General features: G+C 67.9%; 23 protein-coding genes and 1 pseudogene. 11 read left to right on the top strand and 13 right to left on the bottom strand.

Features of this window, described 5'->3' with window-relative positions:
* Positions 1-16: 16 nt before the first annotated feature.
* Positions 17-757 carry an SDR family NAD(P)-dependent oxidoreductase gene (locus tag P3H78_RS07105; RefSeq protein WP_276107955.1) on the bottom strand — a complete coding sequence of 247 codons (741 nt, stop codon included), beginning with the start codon at positions 755-757 and terminating at the stop codon, positions 17-19.
* Positions 758-1,109: 352 nt separating this feature from the next.
* Here P3H78_RS07105 and P3H78_RS07100 point away from each other — a divergent pair, with 352 nt between their 5' ends.
* Positions 1,110-2,090 carry a hypothetical protein gene (locus tag P3H78_RS07100; protein WP_276107954.1) on the top strand — a complete coding sequence of 327 codons (981 nt, stop codon included), beginning with the start codon at positions 1,110-1,112 and terminating at the stop codon, positions 2,088-2,090.
* A gap of 305 nt (positions 2,091-2,395) precedes the next feature.
* Here the strand turns inward: P3H78_RS07100 and P3H78_RS07095 are convergent, their stop codons facing one another.
* The 6 genes and pseudogenes from P3H78_RS07095 to P3H78_RS33490 all read right to left on the bottom strand — a co-directional run.
* Positions 2,396-2,797, bottom strand: coding sequence for a hypothetical protein (locus P3H78_RS07095; protein ID WP_276107953.1), 402 nt, complete (start codon positions 2,795-2,797; stop codon positions 2,396-2,398).
* Position 2,798: 1 nt separating this feature from the next.
* The gene (locus P3H78_RS33665; protein WP_498073044.1) at positions 2,799-2,981 is read right to left on the bottom strand and encodes a DUF8616 domain-containing protein; all 183 of its coding nucleotides are present in this window, start codon (positions 2,979-2,981) and stop codon (positions 2,799-2,801) included.
* The gene (locus P3H78_RS07090) at positions 2,909-3,475 is read right to left on the bottom strand and encodes a hypothetical protein (RefSeq protein WP_276107952.1); all 567 of its coding nucleotides are present in this window, start codon (positions 3,473-3,475) and stop codon (positions 2,909-2,911) included. Before P3H78_RS07090 ends, P3H78_RS33665 begins: the two co-directional genes overlap by 73 nt.
* Positions 3,472-4,047, bottom strand: a complete 576-nt coding sequence (locus P3H78_RS07085) for a hypothetical protein (RefSeq protein ID WP_438827917.1) — start codon at positions 4,045-4,047, stop codon at positions 3,472-3,474. Before P3H78_RS07085 ends, P3H78_RS07090 begins: the two co-directional genes overlap by 4 nt.
* A gap of 230 nt (positions 4,048-4,277) precedes the next feature.
* Complete coding sequence (locus P3H78_RS07080) at positions 4,278-4,514, bottom strand: DUF2399 domain-containing protein (RefSeq protein WP_276107950.1); 237 nt, start codon at positions 4,512-4,514, stop codon at positions 4,278-4,280.
* A gap of 58 nt (positions 4,515-4,572) precedes the next feature.
* Positions 4,573-4,680 (bottom strand): annotated as a pseudogene (locus tag P3H78_RS33490) (DUF2399 domain-containing protein); the annotation flags it as partial.
* 38 nt (positions 4,681-4,718) lie between these two features.
* Between P3H78_RS33490 and P3H78_RS07075 the strand changes: the two are divergent.
* The gene (locus P3H78_RS07075; RefSeq protein ID WP_276107949.1) at positions 4,719-5,285 is read left to right on the top strand and encodes an HTTM domain-containing protein; all 567 of its coding nucleotides are present in this window, start codon (positions 4,719-4,721) and stop codon (positions 5,283-5,285) included.
* Positions 5,278-6,528 (top strand): M23 family metallopeptidase, encoded by a 1,251-nt coding sequence (locus P3H78_RS07070; protein WP_276107948.1) that lies wholly within the window; start codon positions 5,278-5,280, stop codon positions 6,526-6,528. The genes P3H78_RS07075 and P3H78_RS07070 overlap by 8 nt, the downstream gene beginning before the upstream one ends.
* 146 nt (positions 6,529-6,674) lie before the next feature.
* On the opposite strand, the gene P3H78_RS07065 is transcribed toward P3H78_RS07070, so the two are convergent.
* From P3H78_RS07065 to P3H78_RS07050, 4 genes are all read right to left on the bottom strand, one after another.
* On the bottom strand, positions 6,675-7,625 hold the full coding sequence (locus P3H78_RS07065; protein WP_276107947.1) for a ThiF family adenylyltransferase: 951 nt from the start codon (positions 7,623-7,625) through the stop codon (positions 6,675-6,677).
* Positions 7,626-7,666: 41 nt separating this feature from the next.
* Positions 7,667-8,911: a periplasmic substrate-binding domain-containing protein gene (locus P3H78_RS07060; RefSeq protein ID WP_276107946.1), complete on the bottom strand. Its 1,245-nt coding sequence runs from the start codon at positions 8,909-8,911 to the stop codon at positions 7,667-7,669.
* Complete coding sequence (locus P3H78_RS07055) at positions 8,908-10,869, bottom strand: B12-binding domain-containing radical SAM protein (protein WP_276107945.1); 1,962 nt, start codon at positions 10,867-10,869, stop codon at positions 8,908-8,910. The genes P3H78_RS07060 and P3H78_RS07055 overlap by 4 nt, the downstream gene beginning before the upstream one ends.
* A 90-nt stretch (positions 10,870-10,959) precedes the next feature.
* Positions 10,960-11,094, bottom strand: a complete 135-nt coding sequence (locus tag P3H78_RS07050; RefSeq protein WP_276107944.1) for a hypothetical protein — start codon at positions 11,092-11,094, stop codon at positions 10,960-10,962.
* 1,033 nt (positions 11,095-12,127) lie between these two features.
* Here P3H78_RS07050 and P3H78_RS07045 point away from each other — a divergent pair.
* The 8 genes from P3H78_RS07045 (at position 12,128) to P3H78_RS07010 (ending at position 20,695) form a co-directional block, all read left to right on the top strand.
* The gene (locus P3H78_RS07045) at positions 12,128-13,366 is read left to right on the top strand and encodes a cytochrome P450 (RefSeq protein WP_276107943.1); all 1,239 of its coding nucleotides are present in this window, start codon (positions 12,128-12,130) and stop codon (positions 13,364-13,366) included.
* The gene (locus tag P3H78_RS07040; RefSeq protein WP_276107942.1) at positions 13,367-13,597 is read left to right on the top strand and encodes a hypothetical protein; all 231 of its coding nucleotides are present in this window, start codon (positions 13,367-13,369) and stop codon (positions 13,595-13,597) included.
* Positions 13,594-14,166: a DUF5825 family protein gene (locus tag P3H78_RS07035; protein ID WP_276107941.1), complete on the top strand. Its 573-nt coding sequence runs from the start codon at positions 13,594-13,596 to the stop codon at positions 14,164-14,166. The genes P3H78_RS07040 and P3H78_RS07035 overlap by 4 nt, the downstream gene beginning before the upstream one ends.
* Before the next feature lie 570 nt (positions 14,167-14,736).
* The gene (locus P3H78_RS07030; RefSeq protein ID WP_276107940.1) at positions 14,737-16,008 is read left to right on the top strand and encodes an MFS transporter; all 1,272 of its coding nucleotides are present in this window, start codon (positions 14,737-14,739) and stop codon (positions 16,006-16,008) included.
* A 34-nt stretch (positions 16,009-16,042) separates the two neighbouring features.
* Positions 16,043-17,962 (top strand): RiPP maturation radical SAM C-methyltransferase, encoded by a 1,920-nt coding sequence (locus P3H78_RS07025; protein ID WP_276108314.1) that lies wholly within the window; start codon positions 16,043-16,045, stop codon positions 17,960-17,962.
* The gene (locus P3H78_RS07020) at positions 17,959-18,531 is read left to right on the top strand and encodes a DUF5825 family protein (protein ID WP_276107939.1); all 573 of its coding nucleotides are present in this window, start codon (positions 17,959-17,961) and stop codon (positions 18,529-18,531) included. Before P3H78_RS07025 ends, P3H78_RS07020 begins: the two co-directional genes overlap by 4 nt.
* Complete coding sequence (locus P3H78_RS07015; protein ID WP_276107938.1) at positions 18,524-19,690, top strand: cytochrome P450; 1,167 nt, start codon at positions 18,524-18,526, stop codon at positions 19,688-19,690. Before P3H78_RS07020 ends, P3H78_RS07015 begins: the two co-directional genes overlap by 8 nt.
* 228 nt (positions 19,691-19,918) lie before the next feature.
* Positions 19,919-20,695, top strand: coding sequence for a hypothetical protein (locus P3H78_RS07010; protein WP_276107937.1), 777 nt, complete (start codon positions 19,919-19,921; stop codon positions 20,693-20,695).
* A gap of 260 nt (positions 20,696-20,955) precedes the next feature.
* Here the strand turns inward: P3H78_RS07010 and P3H78_RS07005 are convergent, their stop codons facing one another.
* Both P3H78_RS07005 and P3H78_RS07000 read right to left on the bottom strand, forming a co-directional pair.
* On the bottom strand, positions 20,956-22,284 hold the full coding sequence (locus P3H78_RS07005; protein WP_276107936.1) for a class I SAM-dependent RNA methyltransferase: 1,329 nt from the start codon (positions 22,282-22,284) through the stop codon (positions 20,956-20,958).
* Between the two features lie 135 nt (positions 22,285-22,419).
* Entirely contained in the window at positions 22,420-24,477 is a 2,058-nt protein-coding gene (locus P3H78_RS07000; protein ID WP_276107935.1) for an APC family permease, read from the bottom strand.
* Positions 24,478-24,624 lie beyond the last annotated feature (147 nt).

The raw sequence follows: 24,624 nt of genomic DNA, 5'->3' as shown, positions 1-24,624 counted from the left end.
TCCCGCCCACCGTCGGCTAATCCTGACCGGCACGCGGCTCGATGTGGTGATCGAACGCGACGGTGCCGAGGTCGACGGCCGTGGCCCCGCCGTCCACGGTGAGCACGGAGCCGTTGACGAAGGACGCCGCCGGGGAGAGCAACCAGTCGATCGCGGCGGCGACTTCCCGCGGCTCGCCGGGCCGTCCCACGGGCAGGAGGCGGGTCGCCTGCTCGTAGGCGGCCTCGGCGCCGCCGTCGCCGAGGCCCGCCTCCTGAGCGAAGCGCGCCATGCGCCGGTCGGCCATCTCGGTCCTGATCCAGCTGGGGCACACGACGTTGGCACGCACACCCTGCCGCCCGTAGTCGACGGCGACGGACCGGCACAGCTGCAGCAGGGCGGCCTTGGACGTGGCGTACGGGGCGTTGCTCGCACCGTTGCGCAGTGCGGAGACGGACGCGACGGCGACCACCGCCCCGCGTGACCGCACCAGATGCGGAACGGCGGCGCGCAGCAGAAGCATGGGACCGGTGAGGTTGGTCCGCATGACGTCGTCCCACTCCTCCAGGGACAGGTCCCCGACCGTACCGCCGCGCCCGATGCCCGCGTTGAGCACCAGGCCGTCGATCCGCCCGTAGGCGTCGAGGGCGGCGCGGACCAGATCGTCGACGGCGGCGGGGTCACCCGCACGGTGCCCCTCTTCGCGCAGCAGCCGGGCGGTGGCCTCCCCGATGCCCGACCCCGCCCCGGTCACGATGACAACCCGCTCGTCCGTCACAGCTGTTCGACCCTTTGTCCGAGAGCACAAAGCGGCCTTGATCGTAGACGGGGGCGACGACGGCACCCCGGGCCGACGGCGATGTTGAGCCACCGGCCACGGGGCGCCTCCGGCACACCGGCGGCGCCCCCGGCCGACGCCCCGGCGAGTGACGGCCGGGCGCGGCGATCGCTTTACCCGCCCCGCAGGCAACCTTGACCCTCCCCACTCTGGCGGAGATCGATCGTTGCGTCTTTGACTGTACGCGCTCAACACAGTCCGGGCCTCAACCATCCCTGGACCGTGCCGAGTTCGTCGGCGTCCGACCACCCATCGGATGCCGGTCCCCCCTCACCACTCCGAGGAGTCAACCATGGGTATCCCCCACCAGGCGGGCGGACGGCGGTTCCTTCACCGCGCCGCCGTCCTGCTCACCACTGCGGCGACCGCGATGCTGGGCGCCACGATCTCCAGCTCGGCCTCCGCCGCGCCGACCGGTTCCCCCACGCCGGCCGCCGCAGCGTCGACCGGTGGCCAGGTGCAGTACGTCCACACCCACGGCGAGACGGTCAGGGTGGTCACCCACGGCCGCCACGGCGTCGTCCCCCAGAAGGACTCGGCGGCGGCCCACGGGGCACGCAAGGCGGCCGCCGGGGGCCCGCTGTACTACAACAACGGGCCGGTGGAGCACGCCCTGAAGGTGTACCTGGTCTTCTGGGGCAGCCAGTGGAACTCCGACAGCAACGGCGTCGCGAACTACGAGAAGAACCTCTTCCAGGGACTGGGCACCTCGCAGGACTCCTGGTCCACCGTGAACTCCCAGTACACCGACAACTCCGGCGGCAGACCGTCCTTCGGCGGCGCGGTGCTCGCCGGCTCGTGGACGGACAGCGCCTCGGCCGCTCCCGCCTCGTCCTCGCAGGCCCAGATAGCCGCCGAGGCGAACGTCGGCGCGCAGCACTTCGGCGTCTCCGGCACCGACGTGCAGATCGTCGTCCTGAGCCCGAGCGGCACCTCGCCCGACGGCTTCCCCAACTCCGGCTTCTGCGCGTGGCACGACTGGAACGGCAACGTCACCTACACCAACATGCCGTACGTCCTCGACGCCGGTGCGAGCTGCGGTGCCAACTCGGTGCAGAACCGGCTCGACGGCTTCAGCATCGTCGGCGGCCACGAGTACGCCGAGACGGCCACGGACCCGCAGCCGGCCAGCGGCTGGGTCGCCTCCGACGGCGAGGAGAACGGCGACCTGTGCGCCTGGCAGAACCTCGGCACCATCTCCCTCCCCACCGGCACCTTCGCCATGCAGCCGACGTGGAGCAACGACGCCGGCGGCTGCGCGATGTCCGGCTGACCAGCGCACGGGCCCGGGCCGCGTCACCGAGTCCGGGTGCTTGAACCGCATCGACTCCGGCTGAGCCGGACGCTGGTGGGAGGGTCCTTCCCCGGGCCCTCCCACCACTGCGCATGTCGAAGGGGGCGCCGGTTTCGCCCCGCCCGCAACCACCGCCAGGTCAAGCCTCGGCGGTGCCTCATCGGAGTGACGCTCGCGTTATCGACATAAGGCATACAGTTGGGCAGCAGCGGCAAGGAACTCCACTCGTTTCATTGCGGCTTCAATTCACAGCCAACGAGCTCATGCACGGTAGGGGCAACCCTTCACGGCTTCGGCTGGAATCCCAGCACTTCACTCACTTCCGAAGAGATACTGAGCAGCACCTCATAGCCGACTGAGGGGATGCGAAACTCGTGACGTCGCGCGGCCTCAAGAAAATCCAACGGCAGATCGATATGATATCGCTCCACGTAAGACGCCAAGTCCTCGCGCCACACAAATTCCCCATCCGTAAGTGCGGATGATCCGCCCGGCACCCGGAAAGCGCCACCGACGACATCCGTGGTCAACTCCATCACATCAAGAATGGGATATCCAGACTTCAGATAGTCGACCACATCGGGGACCAAATATTTTCCCGCACCCGTTTCGGGAGCAGGCACGGGACCACCCCAGGATACCGAGTAACCTGAATCCATTTCCTGATAAAAGCCGATCAATTTCACCTTAGCCTCCAACGGCGGGAAGGAAGATCCGCCAGTATCCGCCGTTGTCGATCTGCGGAACCTGCCCCGGACCCAGGAGCGGATTGGTGCCCACCCTGTCGGTAGGCGCCCTTACTGTAACGCCCGTTTCGTTTGATATCTGCTGGGCGATTCCTGAAGTGTCCGAACCAGAGTGACAAACCATGAGACGCAGCGGCCCACCACCCACGCCTGCTCGCTATTGGACAGGGCCTGGTCGAAGGACTCCTTGCTGTAGTCCACCTTCCCGCCGTAGACACCGGACTGGGCGATGGCGCCCCAGCCCGACTTCTCGACGTCCTCCTCCGAGGCGTACGGATTACCGATCACCGAGTTGGCGACGACCTTGAAGGACCCCTCGACGTACTGATCGTTCTCGTAGTACGTGCCCGCGGACATACCCGTCTTCACGGCGAACCCATTGCCCTCGGCGATCAACGACCGCACCCCCCACTCCCAGCGCTCGCAGAAGGACGTGAACTCACCCGTCAGCCCCTCGTGCCCGAGCTCCAGTCCGGACAGGACGATGTCGCCGAAGCCGCGCCCGGCCCCGGCCTCGCCCACCATGCCGAGCTCCCGCAGCTCGCCCAAAGCCTCGGTCAGGCCCTTGGCGATCAGAGCCAGCCCCTCGGCCTTCAGATCCTTGCCGTCACCGCTCACACCGCACCCCCCAAGCCCCCGTCGGCGTCGAAGTCCACCGCCGCCGCATCCGGCACGATCCCGCACACCGGCGGGAACACCATGCCGCCCTCACCATCCGCGCAATCCAGCGCCACCCCGCACGGCACCCCGACCGCAGGCACCGCCACATCCAGCAAACGCGCACCCAAGATCGATTGATACACCCACTCCCGAGCCGCCTCACCACGCGCCACCGCGTAACGAGCCAACGCCTGCTCGTCCGAAAACGCCAGGATGAAGCGGACCCCACCCAGGTCAGCAGTCAGCAGACCACGCTCTCCTTCCGGACCCGCGCCGTCACCCAACGGAACGAGCACGGCCGTGCGGCGGAACTCACCCAGCAACGCCGCGAACTCCCGCCTGCGAACCACAGCCTTGTCCGCTCCCTGCAAACCCCGCTCCTGTGGAGGGTCCGCTGCAGAAACTTCCCGCCCCGGTGGCGGCTCCGGTTCCTTCTGAGAAGGACCTGGGAACACCACATACTCGTACAGCCGTGACCTGGGCACATCTTTGCGCGGCGATACGTCTGCCTCGCCCCCGTGTTGAGACATGCAGTCCATCATCACAACTGCATCGAGAGGAAACAACCTGCGTCGTCGCGACCTCGTCACCGTATTCGGGTCGCCATACGGCGACCTCCTTGGCGAGTGCGCGATCGAAAGAGTCTCCCCCGTGGGAACGACGGGGTGGAGGGAGCGGACCTCGCCGCAGCATTGGGAGAACCCTGCCTGTCGGGAAGATCCTCGCTTCTGTGGCGGTCTCACACGCCATCCGACGTGCCTCAGTGGACACGCTTCTCGAGGTCCGATAGGAGGTCGTCGAGGACTGACTCTTCTTCGACACGCACTTCGCGCCGGGTAAGAGCGGCGGCCAAGACCGGGTCCCACGGTGTCTGTGCGATCGCGGCCGCCAGGCCCTGTGGCTCGCTCACTCCGGCCGCGGCCACCTCGTAGTCGGCGGCTCCGTAGCGACAGGGCCGCCACGGGACACCCCGCCCCAGGACCGTGGCGATGTGCATCCCGCCCAGTCGAAGTCACCGTGATAGTGGATGTCCGCCCCTCGCGCGGACAGGCCGAGCCGAGGGAGTCGGCAGCAGCAGACAGGACGGCCGGGTTCTCACATACGTGGACGGTTCCGGTCGCCGTGGTGATTCCGCGGGTGTCGTGGCGGTTGAGCGAGCGCAGCGTCAGGACCGCGGTCTCTCCCTCGAGGGTGACGAGGCGTGGGACGGCGGCGCGCGGAGCTGCCGCGAGAGGGGCTGCCGTCGGTCTCCACCGTGCTGCACAACCTGGCCGCCTTTCTCATCGTCTTCCAGACCGCGGTGCTGTACTTCGCCGCCGGGTACGGGAAGATCACGGGAAAGATGTGGCAGGACGGCGTGGCGATGTACTACATCAGCCGGATCACCGGCTTCGAGACGTCGACGACGTACGCGCACCTGATGAGCAACGCCTTCGTGGGCACCGCCGTCTGCCACGTCACGATCTTCATCGAAGTGGCGCTGCCCTTCGCGGTCCTGTCCGCGCGCCCGTGGGTCCGGAAGGTCAACACCATGGCCCTCGAGGGCCTGCACGTGGGGATCATGGTCTGCATGGGCCTCGTGTGCTTCGGGCTGCTGATGATCGGCGCGGACGGCACGTGTCTGCGCGGCGAGGAGTACCGGTCGCTCGCGCGGCGCTTCCGCGCCGTCAAGGAGCGTCTGCTGCGAGGCGGTTGGTCCCCTTCGCTCACGCGCAGCATGGCCTCCGCGGCCATGGCGGCCGGACACCGGGGAGTGGTCGATGCGTGACACGACCGGCGATCCGGCGGGGTCGCACCGGAGCGTGCGGCCGGACACCGGCCGGGAGCACGCCGCGGCGGACGCCCTGCACCGCTTCGTCACCGCGGAGCCCGGCGACCAGGAGCGTCTCGCGCCGCGCGTGGTGGCCGCCGTGGGGCGGGAACGGCTCGGTCGGATCATGGACGCCACCGTCGGACGGGTCGGCGAGGTCGCCGGTGTGCGCGACACCCCCGACGGGCTGGTGATCCACGGCACCAGGGGGCAGGTCCTCGCCTTCGCCGCCACGCGGGACGGCCGTGAACTCGAGGGCCTTCTGATCGCCCCCGGCGACTATCGTCCGCCGCGATTGCGCATCCCGCTGCGGGCCCGCTCGGCCCTGGCGTGGATCGTGCTGGCGCTGCTGCTGGCCGTACGCATCGGCGCCTGCTGGGAGGCCCCCTCCCGCATCGCATGGTGCGGCCGGCTGCTCATCGTCGCGGCCGGATACCTGTTGGTGGAGGGATGGCGCGCCCCCGCCGAACTGCCGCGCCCTGCACGCCGTCTTCTGGAAGCCGGAGCACTCGTCGCTCTCGCCTCGGCCTGGCGGCTGCCGGGACTGCCCACGTCGGGCGGCGACGCCGCCGAGCTGGTCGTCGGCGCCGCCCTGGTCGGGACCATCGGCGTGCTCCTGGTGCGGGCCCGGCGCCACCGCTGGGGACGGGCCGTCTCACGGCCCCTCGTCTTCCCGTTGCAGACCGGCAGCTGGTACGTGGCCCAGGGTGGTGGACGCAGCATGAACCATCACGCTGCCGTCCCCGAGCAACGCGGCGCCCTCGACATCGTCCGCATCGGCCCCGGTGGCACGCGGGCCCGCCGCCGCGCCCGGAGCGAGCACGGGTCCGGCAGGAACGAGAGCTACCTCGTCTACGGGCAGCCCGTGCACGCCCCCTGTGACGGCACGGTCGTCTCCACCGCCGACCACATCGCCGACCAGGACCCCGGCAGCGTCCGCTACCAGCCCCTCTACGGCAACCACGTGTGGATCGACACGGGCTCCGAAATCGTCAAGCTGGCCCATCTGCGCCCCGGCACCGTCACCGTGACCACCGGCGACCCCGTGCACGCGGGGCAGGTGCTCGGCGCGGTCGGCAACTCCGGCAACAGCAGCGAACCGCACCTGCACCTGCACGCCGAGCGCGACGGCCTCGGACTCGACCTGGAGTTCCGGGACGTCCCGGGTCCGCTGTACCGGGGCCGGACCATCCGCACCTAGGTGTATTGACCCGCAGCGTTGTTGACGCGACTGATGGGTGGGCGTCCTTGTCAGCCCGCACTACAGGCGCTGCCTCACCCCCGCGCAGTACCAGCAGCGCTTCGGCCCGACGGACCGTCAGAGGCCGGAGCCCACCTTCCGCGCTCTCAGGCCAGAGCCGTCCCCAGCAGCTCGACGCGATGCGACGTCGTTCGGGCGCTCACACCGAGTATGCCGAAGATGAGATCACGGCCCATCGTCGCGCCCACCAGCGTATTGACCGGGCCGAACGAGGCCGCCATCGGTGTGACCGCGGCTCCGGCCGTGGCCTTCGCCTCTTGGCGTGACGCGATGAAGGCCGGGACATCGGCGGGCCGGATCAGCGGGCCACTCGACCCTACTCGGAGGCCGCAGCCTCCCGTGATCATCGACGCTCCGCGCGCAAGACAGGCTTGAGCGCACAGTTCCGGCAGCGATGCAGGACGGTCGGCCGCGACGACGAGAAACCCACCTTCGCGCAGGTACGGCACCAACGCCTCGCTGGTCGTGATGGTTTCCATGACAGCGGCCGGTTCCACTTCAGGGAGGCGCTCACGCACCCACTCTCGGGCCGCATCGACCTTGGCCCGTCCGACGTCACAACGCCGGTAGAGATATTGGCGGTTCAAGTTCTCCAGCGCGACCCGGTCGCCGTCCACGAGCGTGAGCCCGCCCACGCCCGCACCCACGATCTCAGCCAGCACCGCGCCGCCGATGCCGCCGACGCCGAGAACGGTCACGTGCGCCGCGCGCAGCCGATCCTGTGCCGCACCGGCATCCAGACCCAGGGCCGCGAAGTACTCGACCTGGTTCCTCCAAGCGGACGAGTGCCACGAACGGTCGAACGGTGCGACTACGAGGCGAAGCCGAAGAAGCGTACGCACGATGGCGTCCACCTGGCTTCCGCTCGGTGCCGGGAGGCCGGCCGGCTCGTCGGAGACCGCTGTGAGCCATGCGAACATCGATTCGGGGCAGCGTCGGACCAGCAGCACCTCGTCGGAAAAAACGCGCAGCTCGTCGCCGTCGCGGGACCAGGTCGCCGCGGGCGAGAGAACATAGCGGTCGACTCCGTCAGCCATCCCTGGCCTTCCTTCGTAGCGAGATCACCGTGTGGCGAAGATCAGGAAGAGTCGGCGTTCCAGCTGAACCGGGGGAAGCGCACGGCTCCCATCGGTGGCCAGGGCCGACCTGCCAGCGCCTCGCGCTGCAGCCAGTGGCCTCGGAGACGCAGGAGCGGCAGGACCGGACACTGCTCGCGGACCGCTCGACGCAGCTCGTCGCACGCGGCATCGTCGTCCGGGACCTCGGACAGCCGGTGCAGCAGCGGCGCGAGGACGGGGTCACGGCGCGCCGGGTCGAGCAGGTCCAGAGCACAGATCGGATCCTCGAAGAGCGGGCCCCGCAACGCGAGGAGCACGTCGCAGGACTGCGCCGAGCCCGAGACGAAGTCGGCGGGTGCCGGCTCGACCTCGACAGCGAGGTTCTCGGTCAGCTGGGCCGCGACCTCTTCGGCCACGTCCCGGTTGGGGTAGTAGTCCCAGTACCCCAGGCGCAGCCGTACGCCGGAGCCGACGGTGCTGGGCGGTGCCTCGACGTGGTGGTCGGGCGCTGCCGACTCCGCACCGTTCCAGCACCGTGCGACAAGGCGGTCGTAGCGAATCGCGCCGAGGAGCCGGCGGCGGAACTCCGCGTCGCCCACCGCCGACGGGCTGTCTGGGTTGATCTCCAGACGCATCTCGATCGCGGTCGGTGCCGTGTGGAACACCCTGCTGTCGGCGAAGTCCGGGACGCGGTCGAGCGGAAACGCCGTCGCGCACGTCACATCGACCTCGCCCCGCCGGAACCTCTCCGGGGCGTCGTGCGGATCACGGCGGACGAGCACCCGCACGGGTGGCGTGCCGGCCTTGACGGGTTCGAGCCAGTACTCGTCATCGGCGGTGCGCACGGCACGCTCGTACGTACCGGAGGACAGTCGCCCGCACGACGAGATCGGAGCGAGATCGACGCTCCGGAGCAGGCTGGGAAGGTGCGGCGCCTGGCGGCGGAGCTCGACGACGAGCGCGTCCTTGGATGTGCGGACCGCGCGGATGTCGCGCAGGAACCGCTGGAGCGACGGAACCGTGAGCGCGGTCCGGATCGCCCGCGCGTGATCGCGCGCACGCACCGGGCTCCCGTCGGAGAAGGACGCTCCCTGCTGGACGCGGTAGTGCTGGCTCAGCCCGTCGTCCGCGACCCACATGAGATCGAGCCGGCTGTGCTGGCTCGCCGCGGCGAACCAACGGCTCAGGTAGTCGCCTCCCGTGGGCCCGTGCCATCGAATCGGGTCGTCGTCCACCTCGACAGTGACGGGGCGCGCCACGTTCACGTGGTCAGGAGACGGCTGTCGGCCACCGGAGGTGTCCCTTCGGGGGCGTCCGGCGAGGCGTCGATCTGCGCACACAACCCTGCCACCGCCGTCGCGACCTCGCGCCGCCGGCCAGGAGCGATGTTCGCGAGGAGAGCTTCGCGTTCTTCCCGCCCGCGCGGCATGAGGGCCTTGAAGACCTTGGCCTGCGCCGGCGTCAGACGGAGAGTCGACACCTCTGCCTCACTTGCGCGATACACGACCACGACCGTCGGGCGGCTCAGCTCGGGCTTCCAGGTGATTTCGCGCGGGTCGGAAATCATCGTGACGACGTCGACGTCGAAGTCCGCGATCAGGAAGTGCGGCTTCTCCTCCACGGTGGCGGGCCGCCGGTATACGTTGACGAGCTCTTCCTCGACCTCGTCCCCCCGGAACTCCGCAAGCATCGAGTCGTATGCGAACAGCGCCCTGGCGGCTTGCGCATGCACGCCCTCCATGTGCGCCAGAATCTCAGCGAGCGCCTCCTCGATGGGCATTGCGGCCCGTTCGAGCAGTGCGTCGATGAATTCAACGTACGTGTGTCCCGCACCCTGCTTGAGGAATCGCAGCAGGTGGTAATAGCGGCGCGTGAAATACCGCGAAAGGCGCAACACGTCCTGGTAGTACTCGTAGTCCCGGTTCCCGCTGCGGATGAAGCTGAATCCGGTGAAGGTCGCCGGATCGTCCTTGATGAGCGCGCGGACGTCCGACGGGAGGAAGGTGCCCATGACGTCGAGTCCGCTTTCGAGCGGCTCGAGTTCAGCCCGGTACTCATCCGTGATCTCCGCGCCGGGAAGCGGCTGAAGCACACTGAGGTCACTGTTGACGGCACCGTAGGCGATCGCGTCGAAGACGACCTCCAGCGCCTTCTCGAGGTCTTCGGCGCTCTCGTCCGGGTATCCCACGATCGTGTTCGTCTCGAACTGGATGCCGACTTCCTGGGCGGACCGGAAGAACTCGTAGGTCCGCTTCGTCGAGGGCATCTTCAGCATGGCCTTGAGGATTTTCTCCGACCCCGCGTCCGTGCCGCAGAAGATGTTGAAGCATCCCGCGTCGGCCATGCGCCGCAGAAGGGACGGGTTGACATTGTCCGGCCGGACCGCGCAGCCCCACTCGAACATGTCGTTGTGCTCGGAGAAATAGGACACGAACTCGTCGAGATACGTGCGCTTGTTGGCGAAGTTGTCGTGCAGGAAGTTGAACTGGGTCACCCCGTACGTGCGGTGCAGGAAGCGAAGTTCATCGAGGATGACCGCGGGATCCTTGATCCGGAAGTCGCGGTCCCAGAACGTCGACGTCATGCAGAACTTGCACGAATAGGTGCACCCGGAGCCGATGTGAACGTCGAAGATGTGCGGGGTCGACAGCCGGATGTAGTCGCCCATCGGGACGGCGTCGTACGCGGGCATCGGCACGAGGTTCAGGTTCGTGGTCGGCTGAGGCCCGCTGGACACGGCCTGGCCGTTCCTGCACGACCAGAAGCCGCGCACCTCGGCGGGATCGGCCCCGTCGGCAAGGGCATCCGCGAGAGCGGTGATCGCGAGCTCTCCCTCACCGCGGCACACGAAGTCGACGCAGTCGGCGAAGCGTGGGAGGGCGTCGGGGAAGACACCGAACGTCCCGGGTCCACCGAGAACCACCGTGACATCGGGCCGGAGCCGCTTGACCTGACGCCCGATGAGAAGGCATGCCGGGAGGGTGTCCGCGAGACAGGTGAGGCCGAGGACGTCGGGATCGGCGGCGAGCAGACGAGCACAGGTCTGGTCGAGCCAGTCGGCGTCACCGGGCTCGAAGGCACCGATCCGGTGCTCGTACTCCAGGTCGACGACGACGGTGGGATGACCATGCGCCATCAGCGGTGAGGCAATGCAGAGCAGTCCGAGAGGAACGAAGAACGGAGAATTGACGTCGGCATTGATCAAGGGCCGGCCGAGCGTCACGCGAGCACTCTGCGTGGACGATCGAACCGACACCTGGCCCTCCCCTGCAAACGAGAGGGCCAGTCGTTTCGGAGTCGGCATCAGATGCGATCAGCAGCGCCGCGCAACGATGGCACCCAAAGTAGCCGATGACAGGGTGATCAACTCGACGTCATCGGCGAGGTCAAGACCTTCCTCGTCGGAGAAGAGCACCATGTCCGGCTCCGCCTCGTCCGTCACGGTCACGGAACGTTCCTGCACTGCGTGCGCCATTTTTGACCCCTCTTCGCCTTGACTGGCTCCAACATTCTTATCTCATACAGACTTTGGCGACTCGTCAATGGGGAGTGCACACGTTTCCCGGTGTCACATCTGGTCCCGGATCCATCGGCCGATGTGCGGCAGTGATCGTGCCGGGATGAGGAAGTGCCCTGCGGCCTGCGACGATGGGCGTTCCTCAGTCTTCCGGCACGCAAGATCACGAGGGCACTTCCGAGAGGCGAACTCCCCACGCCGCGGGGCGGGTCCCGGAGCGGGCCGGTGATCCGAAAGTGATCGCGTACCGGGTGGGCCCTGCCGGCGGGGGCCTCTCCCTGAGAGGCGGACACGATGACACCGGCTCCGCCCGATCCGGAGGAATCGAGAGGACCACCGATGGCCAACCGGTTCCACTTCTCCCGTGGCCATCAGCGCATGAGGCCATGAACGTACTGGTCAGAGCTCCCCCGCATCAGAGAGGGAGCAGTCATTCACCGCTCCGGTTGGGGGCGGTTCGTGGGGCAGGAGCTGCTGACGGCCCGTGCGGTCCCACCAGAGGCTCGGGCGCAACAACTCCCGCATCGCGTACGTGCCCCGATGTCGGCCGACCGACGGATGCCGGGCTGCTCCCGCCCCTTGTAGGGCTTGATCGAGTCTGGGTAGGGTGCTGCCGGTCCGGAACAGTGCCAAGCGGAGAGGTCGCTGTTTGATGCTGCTCGCCTTCAGCGGACAAGGGCTGAACACGGATGGTTTTCCGCTGCGTGGCGCAAAAGATCAAGACACCGGAATCCGCAGGTCGCGGAAGCCGATTCGGCGATCACTCCATTCAGCGAGCCCAGTCATTCAGGGCATTCGGCAGGCTCCTCCTGCCGGCGGTCATGAGTTTTCTTGAGACTGAGGGATCGCCTCTCGACGAACACTCGGCCCATGGTTCCTGCATCAGCCTGGAGGGTGTGGGTTTCATCGGCCCCCACTTTCAATATGCCTTCCGTTATGTGACATTCGGGACGGAGCTAGGATTGTGACGTCTTCGCAGGCCAACGTTCCTGATCTGGAATCCACGGCGGTCCCGTTGTTTCCGATTCCCCGGGCGTCTGGTTGTCCGCTGGATCCGGCACCTGGGCTCGCCGAGCTGCAGGAACGCGCGGCGCTGGTCCGAGTTCGGCTTTGGGACGGCAGCACTCCGTGGCTGGTGACGAGGCATGCGGAGCAGTGCGCGCTGCTGTCGGACCGCCGGGTCAGCGCGGACTGGATGCAGCCGGGCTACCCGTTTCACAGTCAGTTTCTGCAGGACCACCATGAAGAAGGCCAGTTCCTGACCGCCATGGAAGGTCCCGAGCACCTCCGGCTGCGCCGGATGATCGCCCGGCCGTTCACCCCCCGCATGGTCGAGCGACTGCGGCCCACGGTCCAGCAAGTCGTCGACGACCACATCGATGCTCTGCTGGCCGGCCCGAATCCGGCAGATTTCGTGGCGGAGTTCGCCCTGCCGATTCCGTCCATCACCATCTGCCACGTGCTCGGCGTCCCTTACGAGGACCACGACTTCTTCCAGCACGCCATCAGGACGATGACCGGCAGCGACGTCCCGGACGACCTCGTGAACAAGTCCGAGCGCGAGCTCTACCACTACCTGGCCAAGCTGATCGGCCGCAAACTCGCTGCCCCCGAGGAAGACCTGCTGTCCCAGCTGGCCACCGAACGGCTGGCCACCGGCCAGCTGAACCGGCACCAGCTGGTGATGCTGGTCCTGTTCCTGCTGATCTCGGGGCACGAGACCACGGCCAGCATGATTGCGCTGGGCACGCTGGCCCTGCTGCAACATCCCGACCAGATCACTGTGCTGAAGGACTCCGACGGCCCCCAGGTCGCCGCGGCCGTCGACGAGCTGCTGCGGTACCTGACCACCGTCCAGCCCGGCCGTCGCCGCGTGGCCGTGGAGGACATCGAGATCGCCGGGCAGGTCATCCGCGCCGGCGAGGGTCTGATCCTCCCGGAGGAGATCGGCAACCGCGACGAAAGCGTGTTCCCCGATGCCGGGGAGCTGGACCTGCGCCGCGATGCCAGCCGGCAGCTGGCCTTCGGGTTCGGTGTGCACAAGTGCACCGGCCAACCGCTGGCCCGCCTGGAGCTCCAGGTCGTGTTCGCCGCCTTGTTCCGGCGTATTCCGACACTGGCCCTGGCCGCCGACCTCGGCGACCTCCCGTTCATGGACGACGGGCTCGGGTACGGCGTCAAGGAAATGCCCGTGAGCTGGTAAGTGGACGAGGTGGAGCCGGGGACAGGAGGCGGAGTGGAGCTGTTGCAGATCGGGCACATCCGGCCGGAGCCGGAGCCGAGTCCGGCGGCGAGGGAGGAGGGCGATGGCCTCGTCCACGTATCCGGCTCCGAGCCCGCCGTCATATCGGCGGGCAGGTACGAGACCTTGTCCGAGGCGGTTGGCGTGCGGATGGCGGAGAACCTGGGACTGGCGACGGGACTGCGTCGGTGACCCCGCCGGCAGCACGCCCGCGGACGAGCCGTCGGCATCTGTTCGCGACGACGGAATCCCGTTCCATCGGCAATCGGGCCGATCTCGTCTCCCTGGCACGAACGGGTTACGCCGGAGTGCGGTTGTCCGGACATCACGTCATGCCGTCCATGTCCGATCGCGATCTCGTCTCCCTGGTCGCACTGCTGCGCGACGCGCGCGGCGTCGGCCTGCGGGTCCTGTGGAGTGGCGAATGCGGCGACCTCGACGTCCGATGCCTCCAGCACCTCGATCCGCCGCGTCGGCCTGACGGCACTTTCGTATGGTCGCCACGCGCTGATGCGCAGCTCCTCGCACGGCGCGGCCCGACGGTCATCTCCGTCGACGACACGCGTCTGGGTCCCCGCCGACGCATCCTCATCGACCGCTCCACACCCGAGGCGCAGGTCCTCGAGGCCGCCGACTGGGAACGCGAGATCACGACCACGGAGCGGGCCGGCATGCGCAGCCTCGCACGGGACGGCCTGGCCTTCTCTTCCGGCGACTACTGTGTGGGCCTCCCCGTACGCCAGGGGATCTGGTGTGTCTGAGGGCGTGTTCGAGATCTGCCTCCTGTCGAACGGGGCCGGGCACGCGCCCCCGCCACGTCGGAAGACCGCGCCCGTACGGCCCGTACGAACGAGGCCCTCCGCCCTGCGCTCGCGCCCACCAGGTCTCGCTCGGCCCGGCCTTCGGGCGGACGAAGCCAGACCTCGGACACGCTCCGAGCACTTCGTTCGCGCCAGGACGGCGGAAAATCCTGATTCCAGGCGGTCGGAGAACTCGCGTGCGAGCCGATCAGGGTCCGGTATCGTCACAGGACGCGGTCGCCGCCCACGGCCGTCCTCCCGGGAACCAGGTGACGCGATCCGGGATTTCACCGACCTCATGCCCACGCCGGCTCCAAGATGTGCGCAACCGTCTCCAGGATATGCACGCCACCGGTTCCGGCACGTGGCACCTCCACCGAGGATTGCCTCGGCGCCGGCAGCGGTTCCCGGAGAGTCGGCCCGATGTCCTGCGCGAAGCAGCGTCCTGCGTGGAGTACGGACCGGAGGTCGCGGTCGGCGGCGGAGGCCCAACACCAATGATCACCGGAGTCAGCAGGGGGAGCCCGCAGCATGACCGGCACCACGGAGGCACTTGGCGGGACGGCTGCAGTCGACGATGCAGCACGAAGCGTCACCCGCCCGTTCTACCTGTACGCCGTGCTCGCCAACTCGCTTTTCCAGCGTGGCGTGTTCGTCCTCTTCCTTCAGCAGCGAGGCTTCTCCGCCGGGCAAGTGGCCATCCTTCAGACACTGATCTACCTGGTCAGCGGACTTGCGGAGTTGCCGACGGGAGTCATCGCTGATCGAATCGGCAGGCGTGCCAGCATCGTGATCGGCCAGGTGCTGATAGCCGGATGCCTGCTCGGTCAGGTGACGTCCTCCAACTACTGGGTCTTCCTGGTGCTGTTCATGGGCCAGGGCGTGGGCATGGCTTGTGTGTCCGGTTCGGACACCGCCCTGTTGTACGACCTGCTCGTGCGTCGTGGTGCCACGGCCGGCTACGTCAGGATCAAGTCCCGGTTCACCATGCTCGGGACGGTCACCTCGGGAATCGCCATCGTCCTCGGCGGCCAACTGCAGCGGTTTTCCTGGGGAGTCGTCTACGCCGGTTCGGCGTCGTGCCTCGTCCTGGCCGTGGTGGTGCTGATGTCACGGGTGCCCGAGATCCGTGGCGCGGACGCGGTGGACGAACAGGACGGAGCCGGCGGCGAGCACGGCGACGCCACAGCGTGGCGGGCGGTGCTTCGGGTCGCCACGCCGGCGCTCGTGACGCTTGTCGTGGTGTCCGGATTGATGCATGCGACGTTGACGCCGTACATCATTTTCACGCAGAAGACCCTCTCCGACCAGGGAGCGGGCACCGCGTTGGTCAGCGTGGTCATATCGGCGGGATTCTTCGTCGGCGGGCTCACACCCTTGCTGTCGGACCGCGCGAACCGGCGCATCGGGTATCGGGTCATCGTCCCGGTGTCTCTCCTGACGCTCGCCTTGGCGCTCGGCCTGAGCGGCCTCGGCCTCGTCTGGGTCACCATCGCCGCGTTCCTGGTCCTGGTCGGAATTCCCGAGATCACCGCCGTGCTCGTGGACAACGTGTTCAACGAGGCAGTGCCGTCGCGCCACCGGGCGAGCCTGCTGTCGATGATCGCATTCGTGGAGTCGACGCTCATCGGCATCGGCTATCTCGTCGTCGGCACGCTCATGGACGGGTTGGGCTCCAGCGTGGGCATGGCCACCTACGCCGCGGTCCCCCTGCTGGCATGTCTCCTGTGGCTCCCGGTGCTCCTCCGAGGGGCGCGGGTGACCACCGGGATCGAGAAGGCCGCCGACCAGAAGGCATCCTGAAACAGACCAACGATGAGGAGCCGAAGTGGAATTGATGCAGATCGGGCACAACCGACCGGCGCTGGATCTCATCCCGCCGGTCGTGCATGAGGATGCCCTTTCGGTTGCGTTGGTCTGCATGCCCTGGGCCGTGGTCGACATGCCCTCACTGGCGCTGAGTACGATCGCTCCGTTGTTCGAGCAGCGCGGCGAAGTGGAGAAGCTCGACGTCGTCTATGCCAATATTCGGTGGCTCGACTTCCTGGTCCGGGAGGCGGGCCTCGAACGTGAGCACTACGAACTGATCGTCGATGCCGAGGTGTTCGGGGTCGGCGAATGGGTCTTCTCCAGCTGTTTCCGCCCCGGTATCGACCCACGCCACACGAGTTTCCATGACCTCGTGAGCGACAGTGAGCACGTCGACGCCTATGGTGCGATGTTCCGCGCCGCGCCGGCCTTCATCGACGAGTTGGCCCGAGATCTCGTGACGTCGGGTGTCGATGTCCTCGGGTTGACGACGACGTTCGATCAGAACATCGCCTCGTTCGCGCTCGCGCACCGCGTCAAGGAGTTGAACCCGAGCATCGTCACGATCCTCGGCGGGGCGAACTGCGACGGCGTTCAAGGAACGGCAGTCCACCGCGCTCGCGCGGAGTTCGACTACGTGATCCGAGGCGAGGCGGAGCGCTCGATCGCGCCACTCATCGCCCATATCGCAGGACGTCGCAGCGGCGACGAGAACAGGCACGACGAGGAACTGGTGCGTGCCGTGCCCGGCCTGTGCTGGCGATCCGACATCGATGGATCCTCGGTAAGCAACCCCATCGGACCGACACCCGTCTCCATGAATGCGGTGCCGGAGCCCGTCTACGATCACTATTTCCGCGATTTGCGGAAGTCCCCGGTCGCTCAGTTCATCGATGTCAAGATTCCTCTGGAGGCCAGCCGCGGATGCTGGTGGGGGGCGAAGCACCACTGCACATTTTGCGGCCTGAACGGGTCGGCCATGGCCCATCGCGCAAAGCCTGCCGAGCGCGTGCAAGCGGAGGCCAGCCGGGCTGTCCGTCGGCACAACGTGCTTGACCTGGTGTTTTCTGACAACATATTGGCGCCCGACCATGTCGTTCGACTGACCACGGATATGGCGCTGCCCGCCGAATGGGACGTCCGGTTGTTCGCCGAGGTGAAGTCGAACCTCAATTTCAGTCAACTCGAGTCCCTTGCGCGCGCCGGCTTCACACAACTACAACCCGGTGTGGAGAGCCTCTGCACACCCATCCTGCGCATCATGCGCAAGGGGGTGACCGGGTGGCAGAACGTGCGATTCCTACGCGACTGTGCCACCTGCAGGATCTATCCCTCGTGGAACATCCTCGTGGGTTTCCCCGGGGAGCCCGACCGCGACTACACGGCGTTGATCGACTCGCTCCCGTCCCTCCATCACCTGACGCCGCCCGCCGGGGTGTACCCGATCAAACTGGAACGCTTCAGCCCCTACTTCGACGATCCGGAACTCGGCCTCCAGGCCCTCGGTCCCTCGCGCAACCTGGTGAGCGCTTACGAGGGGGTAGTGGACACCCTCGACGACTTCGTCTACGTGTTCGAGTCCGAACCCGCCGGCATATCACCCGAGACGTGCGAGACGTTGCGCGAAGCGGTCGCGAACTGGAGGGCCAACGCATCGACTTCTCGGCTGGTCGCTCTGCCGGCGCCGGACGACTCGCTCGTCGTCGTCGACGACCGGCCCGCCTGGCCCTCCCGTGAGGTGGTGCTTCAACCGGGTCTCGAGACCGAGGCCTACCGCGCACTGGCCAAGGGCAAAACGCTTCCCGCACTCGCCTCCACGATGCGCTCGCTCGGGATTGCAGTGCGGGAAGGTCACCTCGAAGAGCTCGTCGGGAATTGGACGGAGCTCGGAATCGTCTTTCATGAGGATTCCACCTATGTGGCGCTCGCGACAGGACTGCGTTGGTGACGAAGCAGGCAGCAGAGCGGCGGTCGAACCGACGAAGACTCTTCGCGCCGGTGGATCTCCACGCGACGCAGAGCAGGGAGGATCTCGTCGTCCTGACCCGGTCGGGATACGCCGGGGTTCGACTGGTCGGTCACGTCGCCATGTCGGAGATGGGTGATCGCGAACTCGTCTCCTTGATCGCACTGCTCCGCGACGCGCGCGGCGTTGGCTTGCGGGTGTCGTGGAGCGGCGACTGTGGCGCCGTCGAGGTCGGGTGCCTACGTCACCTGGACCCGCCACGGCAGTCGGACGGAACCTTTGCGTGGTCGGCGCAGCAGGGAGAATCCCTTGCCGTTCGGCGCGGTCCGACGTTCCTGGCCTTCGAGGACACACGCTACGGGGAGCGTCGCCGCGTCGATATCGCCCGTTCGGAGCCGGCGGCAGCCGTTCTCGACGAAGTCCGTTGGGGGCGCACGGTCACCTCCGCGGAGGCGGCCAGTCTCCACGCTCTCGAATTGCACGACCTCGTCTTTCGTTCCGGCGACCACTGTGTGGGTGTTGCCGTAAGGCAAGGAGTCTGGTGTGTCTGAAGGCAACATCTTCTTCCGCAGGACACTCGATGAGCGGACCGTGTCGCGAGGGTCGGCGGATCCAGCCGCCACCGTCGTTCCGATGCGCATGGGGTCGGCAGGAGTGGGACTGCTCGTCAACGATCACCGTGAAGCGACCCGCATCCTGTCCGACGTCGAAACCTACGGCAGTGCGGGCGAGCTCATGGCGAGCGTTTTCGACGAGCCGGCCGAGTCGCATCCGGATTCGACGTCCGAGATGGTTTTCGCTGTCAACCAAACCGATGGGGAAGAGCATCGTCGCGTACGGCGCGCACTTCGGAGGGTCATCGATACGCGCGTGCGCGATGTCTCGGACCAGCTGATTCAGGATGTCCAACACTCGGTCGAGAGCGCTCTCACCCTGGGGAGGTTCGACGCGGTCGCGTCGATCGGCGCGCCCATCGCCGACAGCGTCATGTCGCGATTGCTTGGACTTGACGAAAACCTCGTCTCGGCCCTGAGGACCGCGGTTTACCAGGGATACCCGGTGCGCGAACTTGACGCCACGCTCGTCGACTGGGTGCGCGACAGGCGTACTCAACCCGCCGATGACCTCGTGTCGGACCTGATGGCGGAACTGCCTTCTCTCGACGATCGACAGGTTGCGGCGAACACTCGACTGCTCGCGCTGTCGGGTGTCGAGGTGTTGGCGGCACTGATTACGAATGGAATCCTCTGCCTGGCGCAGGATCCGAGGACTCAGAGTCTCGTACGCGATGACGAGACGCTGCTGCCTGGCCTCGTCCATGAGGTGCAGCGGTACGCGAGCCCGATTGCGCGGGGGATCTACCGGATGACGAAGGAGCCGTCCGCGATAGGCGAGTACGCAGTTCCCGCAGGTACCTTGCTCGTCATCGGGGTGGACGTCTGCAACAGGGATACGTCAGCGCTTCCCGATGCTCACAGGTTCGACCCCACTCGCGGTCGGGATTTCGAGCATCTGACGTTTGGTCGCGGGCAGCATTCATGCCTGGGTATTCCAGTCACACGTCTGATCGCGGCGCAGGCCCTGCGCGCGTTTCTCTCGGGAACAACGAGTTTCGGCCTGACCGTGGAGCCGTCGGAGCTGCGTTTCCACGACACCGGGGTCATGAACGGTCTCGTCGAACTCCCGATCTGGGTCGAGTGCGCGAACTAAGGGTTGTCCCGCAATCCGTGCCTGTACCGGCCAATGGAAGGTCAGGCGTGCTCCTGGCTCAGGGGGCGGCGCCCTCTGGGACCGCGAGCACGGGGAGGTGTAACGTCTGGAGGCTGGTGATCAAGCCGTCGGGGAGAGGCCGTGACGTTAGCGGGGCGAGTGCGGGCGATCTGGAATGAGACCCCGCAGGGGTTGCGTGCCGGGTGCGCCCTGCTGTGGGGAACCGGTGTGCTGCTGCTGGGGCTGGGCTGGTGGGGCGACCGCACGGACTTCTGGGCCAACAAGGCATTCCTCACCAATGCCTTCTCCTCCGTGACGGCTGCGGCATTCGGTGTGCCACTGGCCCTGGTCGTGCTCAACCAGGTCGGAATGGCTCAGGCCGAAGCAGTGGAGGCCCGCGCTGCCCGCCGCCTGGCCATCAGAGTGATTGGCGAGTTCGCTCAGTCCGTCCCACGGCTCGTCCCTGGACCCGCGAACCGCCTCGAGGATGCGGCGGACGGGCTTCTCGCCCTAGAGCGGGCCGCTCAACGTGCACTCAAGGACTGGGAGTCCGGTCAGGACGACGACGCTCTCGCCGAACTGCGCCAACTGCTAGCGGACGGATTGGTCGAGCGAACCCTGGGGGATTTCCGTTCTGCCGTGCGGCCGGGCAGGCAGGCCATGCCAGCAGTGGCAGAAGTGGCGGCGCACTGGTCGTTCTTGAACACCACCGTGCGCAGCAGGCTGCTGGAGACGGGAGGCGCCTGGCTCGATGCACATCTGGCTGTCCGGATCGACGAGTACGTGTCCCGGCTGACGGCGGATCCGTATATGGATGGCTGGCTGCGGGACCTCGACATCGCGCTTCGACGGTTGACCAACGGCGCGGATGGGTTTACCGCACTGCGCGAGCTGTGGCGGCAGCTGGAAACCGGATGGGAGGTGGCCGAGGCTCTAACCGGGCTCGGCCCGCTGAGCCGGGACGCGTGTGCGGCCCTGGCCTCAGCCGAGGCTGGCCCCGGCTGAACCAGTATCGCCCGGTGCCGTGACGGTAGCAGGAGACGGCGCCCGGCGACCGCCTGCCCGGGAGGGACCGCTCGGCGTCACAGGATTCCGAGCGGTCTTGCCTCACCGGCTGACTCAGCAGACCACCTGACCAGCCCCGCAGCACGCCTGACGCCCTGTCGGTACGAGCTTCACGATGCTTCTCCGAGTGTCATTTCAGCGTCAGGACATCGCCCGCAATGCACATGGAGCACATCATGCGCATCCATTGAAACCGCAGGTCAGCGACCCTTTTCGGCGGGCTCCAGAATCGCCACGCACTCCAGGTGATGCGTCATCGGAAACAGATCGAACGCCCGCAGCGTCCGCACCCGGTAGCCGCCCTCGCGGAAGTACGCCAGGTCGCGGGAGAGGGCGGCCGGGTCGCAGGCGACGTAGGCGATGCGGCGGGCGTTCAGGGAGGTGAGGTGGGCGACCGTCGTGCGGCCGGCACCCGCGCGCGGGGGGTCGAGGACGATCAGGTCGGCCTCGGTGATGCCGGTGCGCGGGAGGACAGACTCGACCTTGCCCTGTTCGATGCGCACGCGGGGGAAGGCGGCCAGGTTGTGCCGGGCGTCCTCCACCGCGCGCTTGCCGGACTCGATGCCGAGGACGGCGCCCTGGTCGCCCAGGCGGTCGGCCAGGGCGCCGGCGAAGAGGCCGACGCCGCAGTACAGGTCGAGCGCCGTCTCGCCCTTGCGCGGCAGCAGGCCCTGCATGACCGCCGTCACCAGGGTGTCGGCCGCCTTCGGGTGGACCTGCCAGAAGCCGCCGCTGCCGACGCGGTAGGTGCGGTCGTCGGCGCGCTCGCGCACGAACGCGCGGCCGTGCACGCGGTGGACGCCGCCGTCCTTCTCGTCGACGCGCATGACCGAGACGGGCCGGTCCAGCTCGACGAGGGGCAGGCGGGCGCCGGGGCGCGGTTCCAGGATGACCATGCGGTCCTGGGAGCCCGTCGCGGCGATCGCCTCGACGGAGGCCATGCCGGCCCAGTCGCGGTCCTCGATGCCGAGTTCGCTGACGCCGGGCGCGGCGATCATGCAGTGCTCGATCGGTTCGACCTCGTGCGAGCGGTGGCGGCGCAGTCCGGCGTTGCCGTCGGCGTCCACCGCGTACTGCACCCGCGTCCGCCACTGGGGCACCTCGCCCGCCGGCAGCTTGTCGCCCTCGGCGGGCACCACCGTGCCGTCCCAGCCGGCCTCCTCGGGGGTGAGGCCCGCGAGCCGCTGGAGCTGCTCGGCGAGGACCTCGCCCTTCAGCCGGCGCTGCGCGCCCGGCTTCACGTGCTGCCAGTCGCAGCCGCCGCAGCGGCCGGGACCCGCGTACGGGCAGGGCGCCTCGATGCGGTCCTTGGACGCGGTCAGCACCTCGACGGCGTCCGCGCGCAGGAACCGGGCCCCCTCCTCGCCCTCGGTCACCCGGGCCACGACCCGCTCGCCGGGCAGCGTGTGCCGGACGAACAGCACCTGCCCCTCGGCGGTGCGGGCGATGCAGTGGCCGCCGTGGGCTACGGGGCCGATCTCGACCTCGTACTCCTCCCCCACCAGCGACTTCTTCGGTTCTGCCTGCATGGCGGGGTGACTCCAGATCGAGAGGAATGGGGCAGCCCCGTCAGGGGCCCGACGACAGCCGTCCAGTCTACGGGCTCGTCCCGACGGGGCTCACACGCCCGTCAGCGCCGGCTGCGTGCCGGTCGCGTGTGCGCGTCAGTCGCGGGTGCTGGGCTCCTTCTCCCGCTGCGCGCGCACCTGGGCAGGACCGCGCCGGACCGCGCCCGGTGCGTTCCACTCCTGGCGCCTGCGGGCCCGGTTGCGCGCCGCCTCGGAGGAGGCGAGCTGGTAGGGCACCGAGGTCACCATCACGCCGGCGGTGAAGAGCAGACGGCCCTTCAGGCGCAGGGCGCTCTGGTTGTGCAGCAGGTGCTCGTACCAGTGGCCGACCACGTACTCGGGGATGATCACCGACACCGCGTCCCGCGGGGACTCCTTGCGGAGGCCCTTGACGTACTCGATGATCGGCCGCGTGATCTCGCGGTACGGCGAGTCGAGCACCTTCAGCGGCACCCCGATGCCGCGCCGCTCCCACTCGTCCCGCAGTGCCTTGGTCTCCGCCGGGTCGACGTTGACGGTGAGCGCCTCCAGGGTGTCCGAGCGCATCAGCTTGGCGTAGGCCAGGGCGCGCAGGGTGGGGCGGTGGATCTTGGAGACGAGGACGACGGAGTGCACGCGGGAGGGCCGGACACTGTCGTCGTTCGGCACCTCGGGGGCGGAGATCTCCTCGGCGACCCGGTCGTAGTGCTTCCGGATCGCCGTCATCGTCGCGTAGAAGATGCACATGCCCAGCAGGGCGACCCAGGCGCCGTGCGAGAACTTCGTGACCAGCACGACCACGAGCACCAGGCCGGTGAAGAAGGCGCCGAAGGCGTTGATCGCACGGGAGCGGATCATGTGGCTGCGCTTGGCCGGGTCCTTCTCGGTGGCCAGGTGGCGGTTCCAGTGGCGGACCATGCCCGTCTGGCTGAGCGTGAAGGACACGAAGACGCCGACGATGTACAGCTGGATCAGCCGGGTGGAGTCGGCGCCGTAGATGACCACCAGCAGGGTGGCGGTGCCGGCCAGCAGCACGATGCCGTTGGAGAAGGCCAGGCGGTCGCCGCGGGTGTGCAGCTGGCGCGGGAGGTAGCGGTCCTGCGCGAGGATCGAGCCCAGCAGCGGGAAGCCGTTGTAGGCCGTGTTCGCGGCGAGGAAGAGCACCAGCGCCGTGGCCGCCGCGAGCACGACGAACAGGAAGCTGCCCTTGCCGAAGACGGCCTCGGCGACCTGGGAGATCACCGGGTTCTGGACGTAGCCCGAGCCGAGCGGGACGCCGTTGTGGATCAGGTCGGTGGCCGGGTTCTCGGCCATGCGGACCTTGGTGGTCATGGCCAGGGCGATGATGCCGCAGAACATCGTCACGGCGAGCAGGCCCATCATGGCGAGCGTGGTCGCCGCGTTCTTCGACTTGGGCTTGCGGAAGGCCGGGACGCCGTTGGAGATCGCCTCGACGCCGGTCAGGGCGGCACAGCCGGAGGAGAAGGCCCGCAGCAGCAGGAAGACCAGGGCGAAGCCCGCGAGCCCCTGGTGCTCGGCCTTGATGTGGTAGTCGGCGGTCGGCGCGTGCATGGTGTCGCCGAGGATCAGGCCGCGGAAGGCGCCCCAGGCGATCATGATGAAGACGCCCGCGACGAAGACGTAGGTCGGGATGGCGAAGAGCGTGCCCGACTCCTTCACTCCGCGCAGGTTCATCAGCGTCAGCAGCACGATCACGGCGACCGCGCAGAGCACCTTGTGCTCGACGACGAAGGGGACGGCGGAGCCGAGGTTCTCGATGCCGGACGAGATCGACACCGCGACGGTGAGGACGTAGTCGACGAGCAGCGCGCTGGCGACGGTGAGCCCCGCCTTGGGGCCGAGGTTGGTCGTCGCCACCTCGTAGTCGCCGCCGCCGCTGGGGTAGGCATGGACGTTCTGCCGGTAGGAGGCGACCACCGTGAACATCAGCACGACCACCGCGACGGCGATCCAGGGGCTGAAGTGGTACGCCGACACGCCCGCGATGGACAGGACCAGCAGCACCTCTCCCGGGGCATAGGCCACCGAGGACAGCGGGTCGGAGGCGAAGACGGGGAGGGCGATGCGCTTCGGCAGGAGCGTTTCGCCCAGCCGGTCACTGCGCAGGGCGCGCCCGATCAGAATCCGTTTGGGCACGTCGGTCAGTTTGGACACAACAGAGGATCGTAAGCCTTCGAACTGGGGCTCGCCCACCTGCCACCCGAGATCTGCCTCACGAGTGAACTCCGGGGCCCGTCGCGCCACGGATTCCGCAGGCGGGGCGACCACCGTGCCTGGATGACCGGAACCCGTCCCCCACCG

Source organism: Streptomyces tropicalis, from assembly GCF_029269835.1.
Classification (GTDB): Bacteria; Actinomycetota; Actinomycetes; order Streptomycetales; family Streptomycetaceae; genus Streptomyces; species Streptomyces tropicalis.
Note: the sequence above shows the minus strand (reverse complement) of the source record. Positions and strands in the feature narration are given on the sequence as shown.

Coding starts and splice junctions, on each gene's coding strand:
- P3H78_RS07025 (WP_276108314.1), top strand. CDS start 16,043: ATGCAGATCGGGCACAACCGACCGGCGCTGGATCTCATCCCGCCGGTC.
- P3H78_RS07080 (WP_276107950.1), bottom strand. CDS start 4,514: ATGCACATCGCCACGGTCCTGGGGCGGGGTGTCCCGTGGCGGCCCTGT.
- P3H78_RS07070 (WP_276107948.1), top strand. CDS start 5,278: ATGCGTGACACGACCGGCGATCCGGCGGGGTCGCACCGGAGCGTGCGG.
- P3H78_RS33665 (WP_498073044.1), bottom strand. CDS start 2,981: ATGGTTTGTCACTCTGGTTCGGACACTTCAGGAATCGCCCAGCAGATA.
- P3H78_RS07005 (WP_276107936.1), bottom strand. CDS start 22,284: ATGCAGGCAGAACCGAAGAAGTCGCTGGTGGGGGAGGAGTACGAGGTC.
- P3H78_RS07085 (WP_438827917.1), bottom strand. CDS start 4,047: ATGTCTCAACACGGGGGCGAGGCAGACGTATCGCCGCGCAAAGATGTG.
- P3H78_RS07100 (WP_276107954.1), top strand. CDS start 1,110: ATGGGTATCCCCCACCAGGCGGGCGGACGGCGGTTCCTTCACCGCGCC.
- P3H78_RS07030 (WP_276107940.1), top strand. CDS start 14,737: ATGACCGGCACCACGGAGGCACTTGGCGGGACGGCTGCAGTCGACGAT.
- P3H78_RS07065 (WP_276107947.1), bottom strand. CDS start 7,625: ATGGCTGACGGAGTCGACCGCTATGTTCTCTCGCCCGCGGCGACCTGG.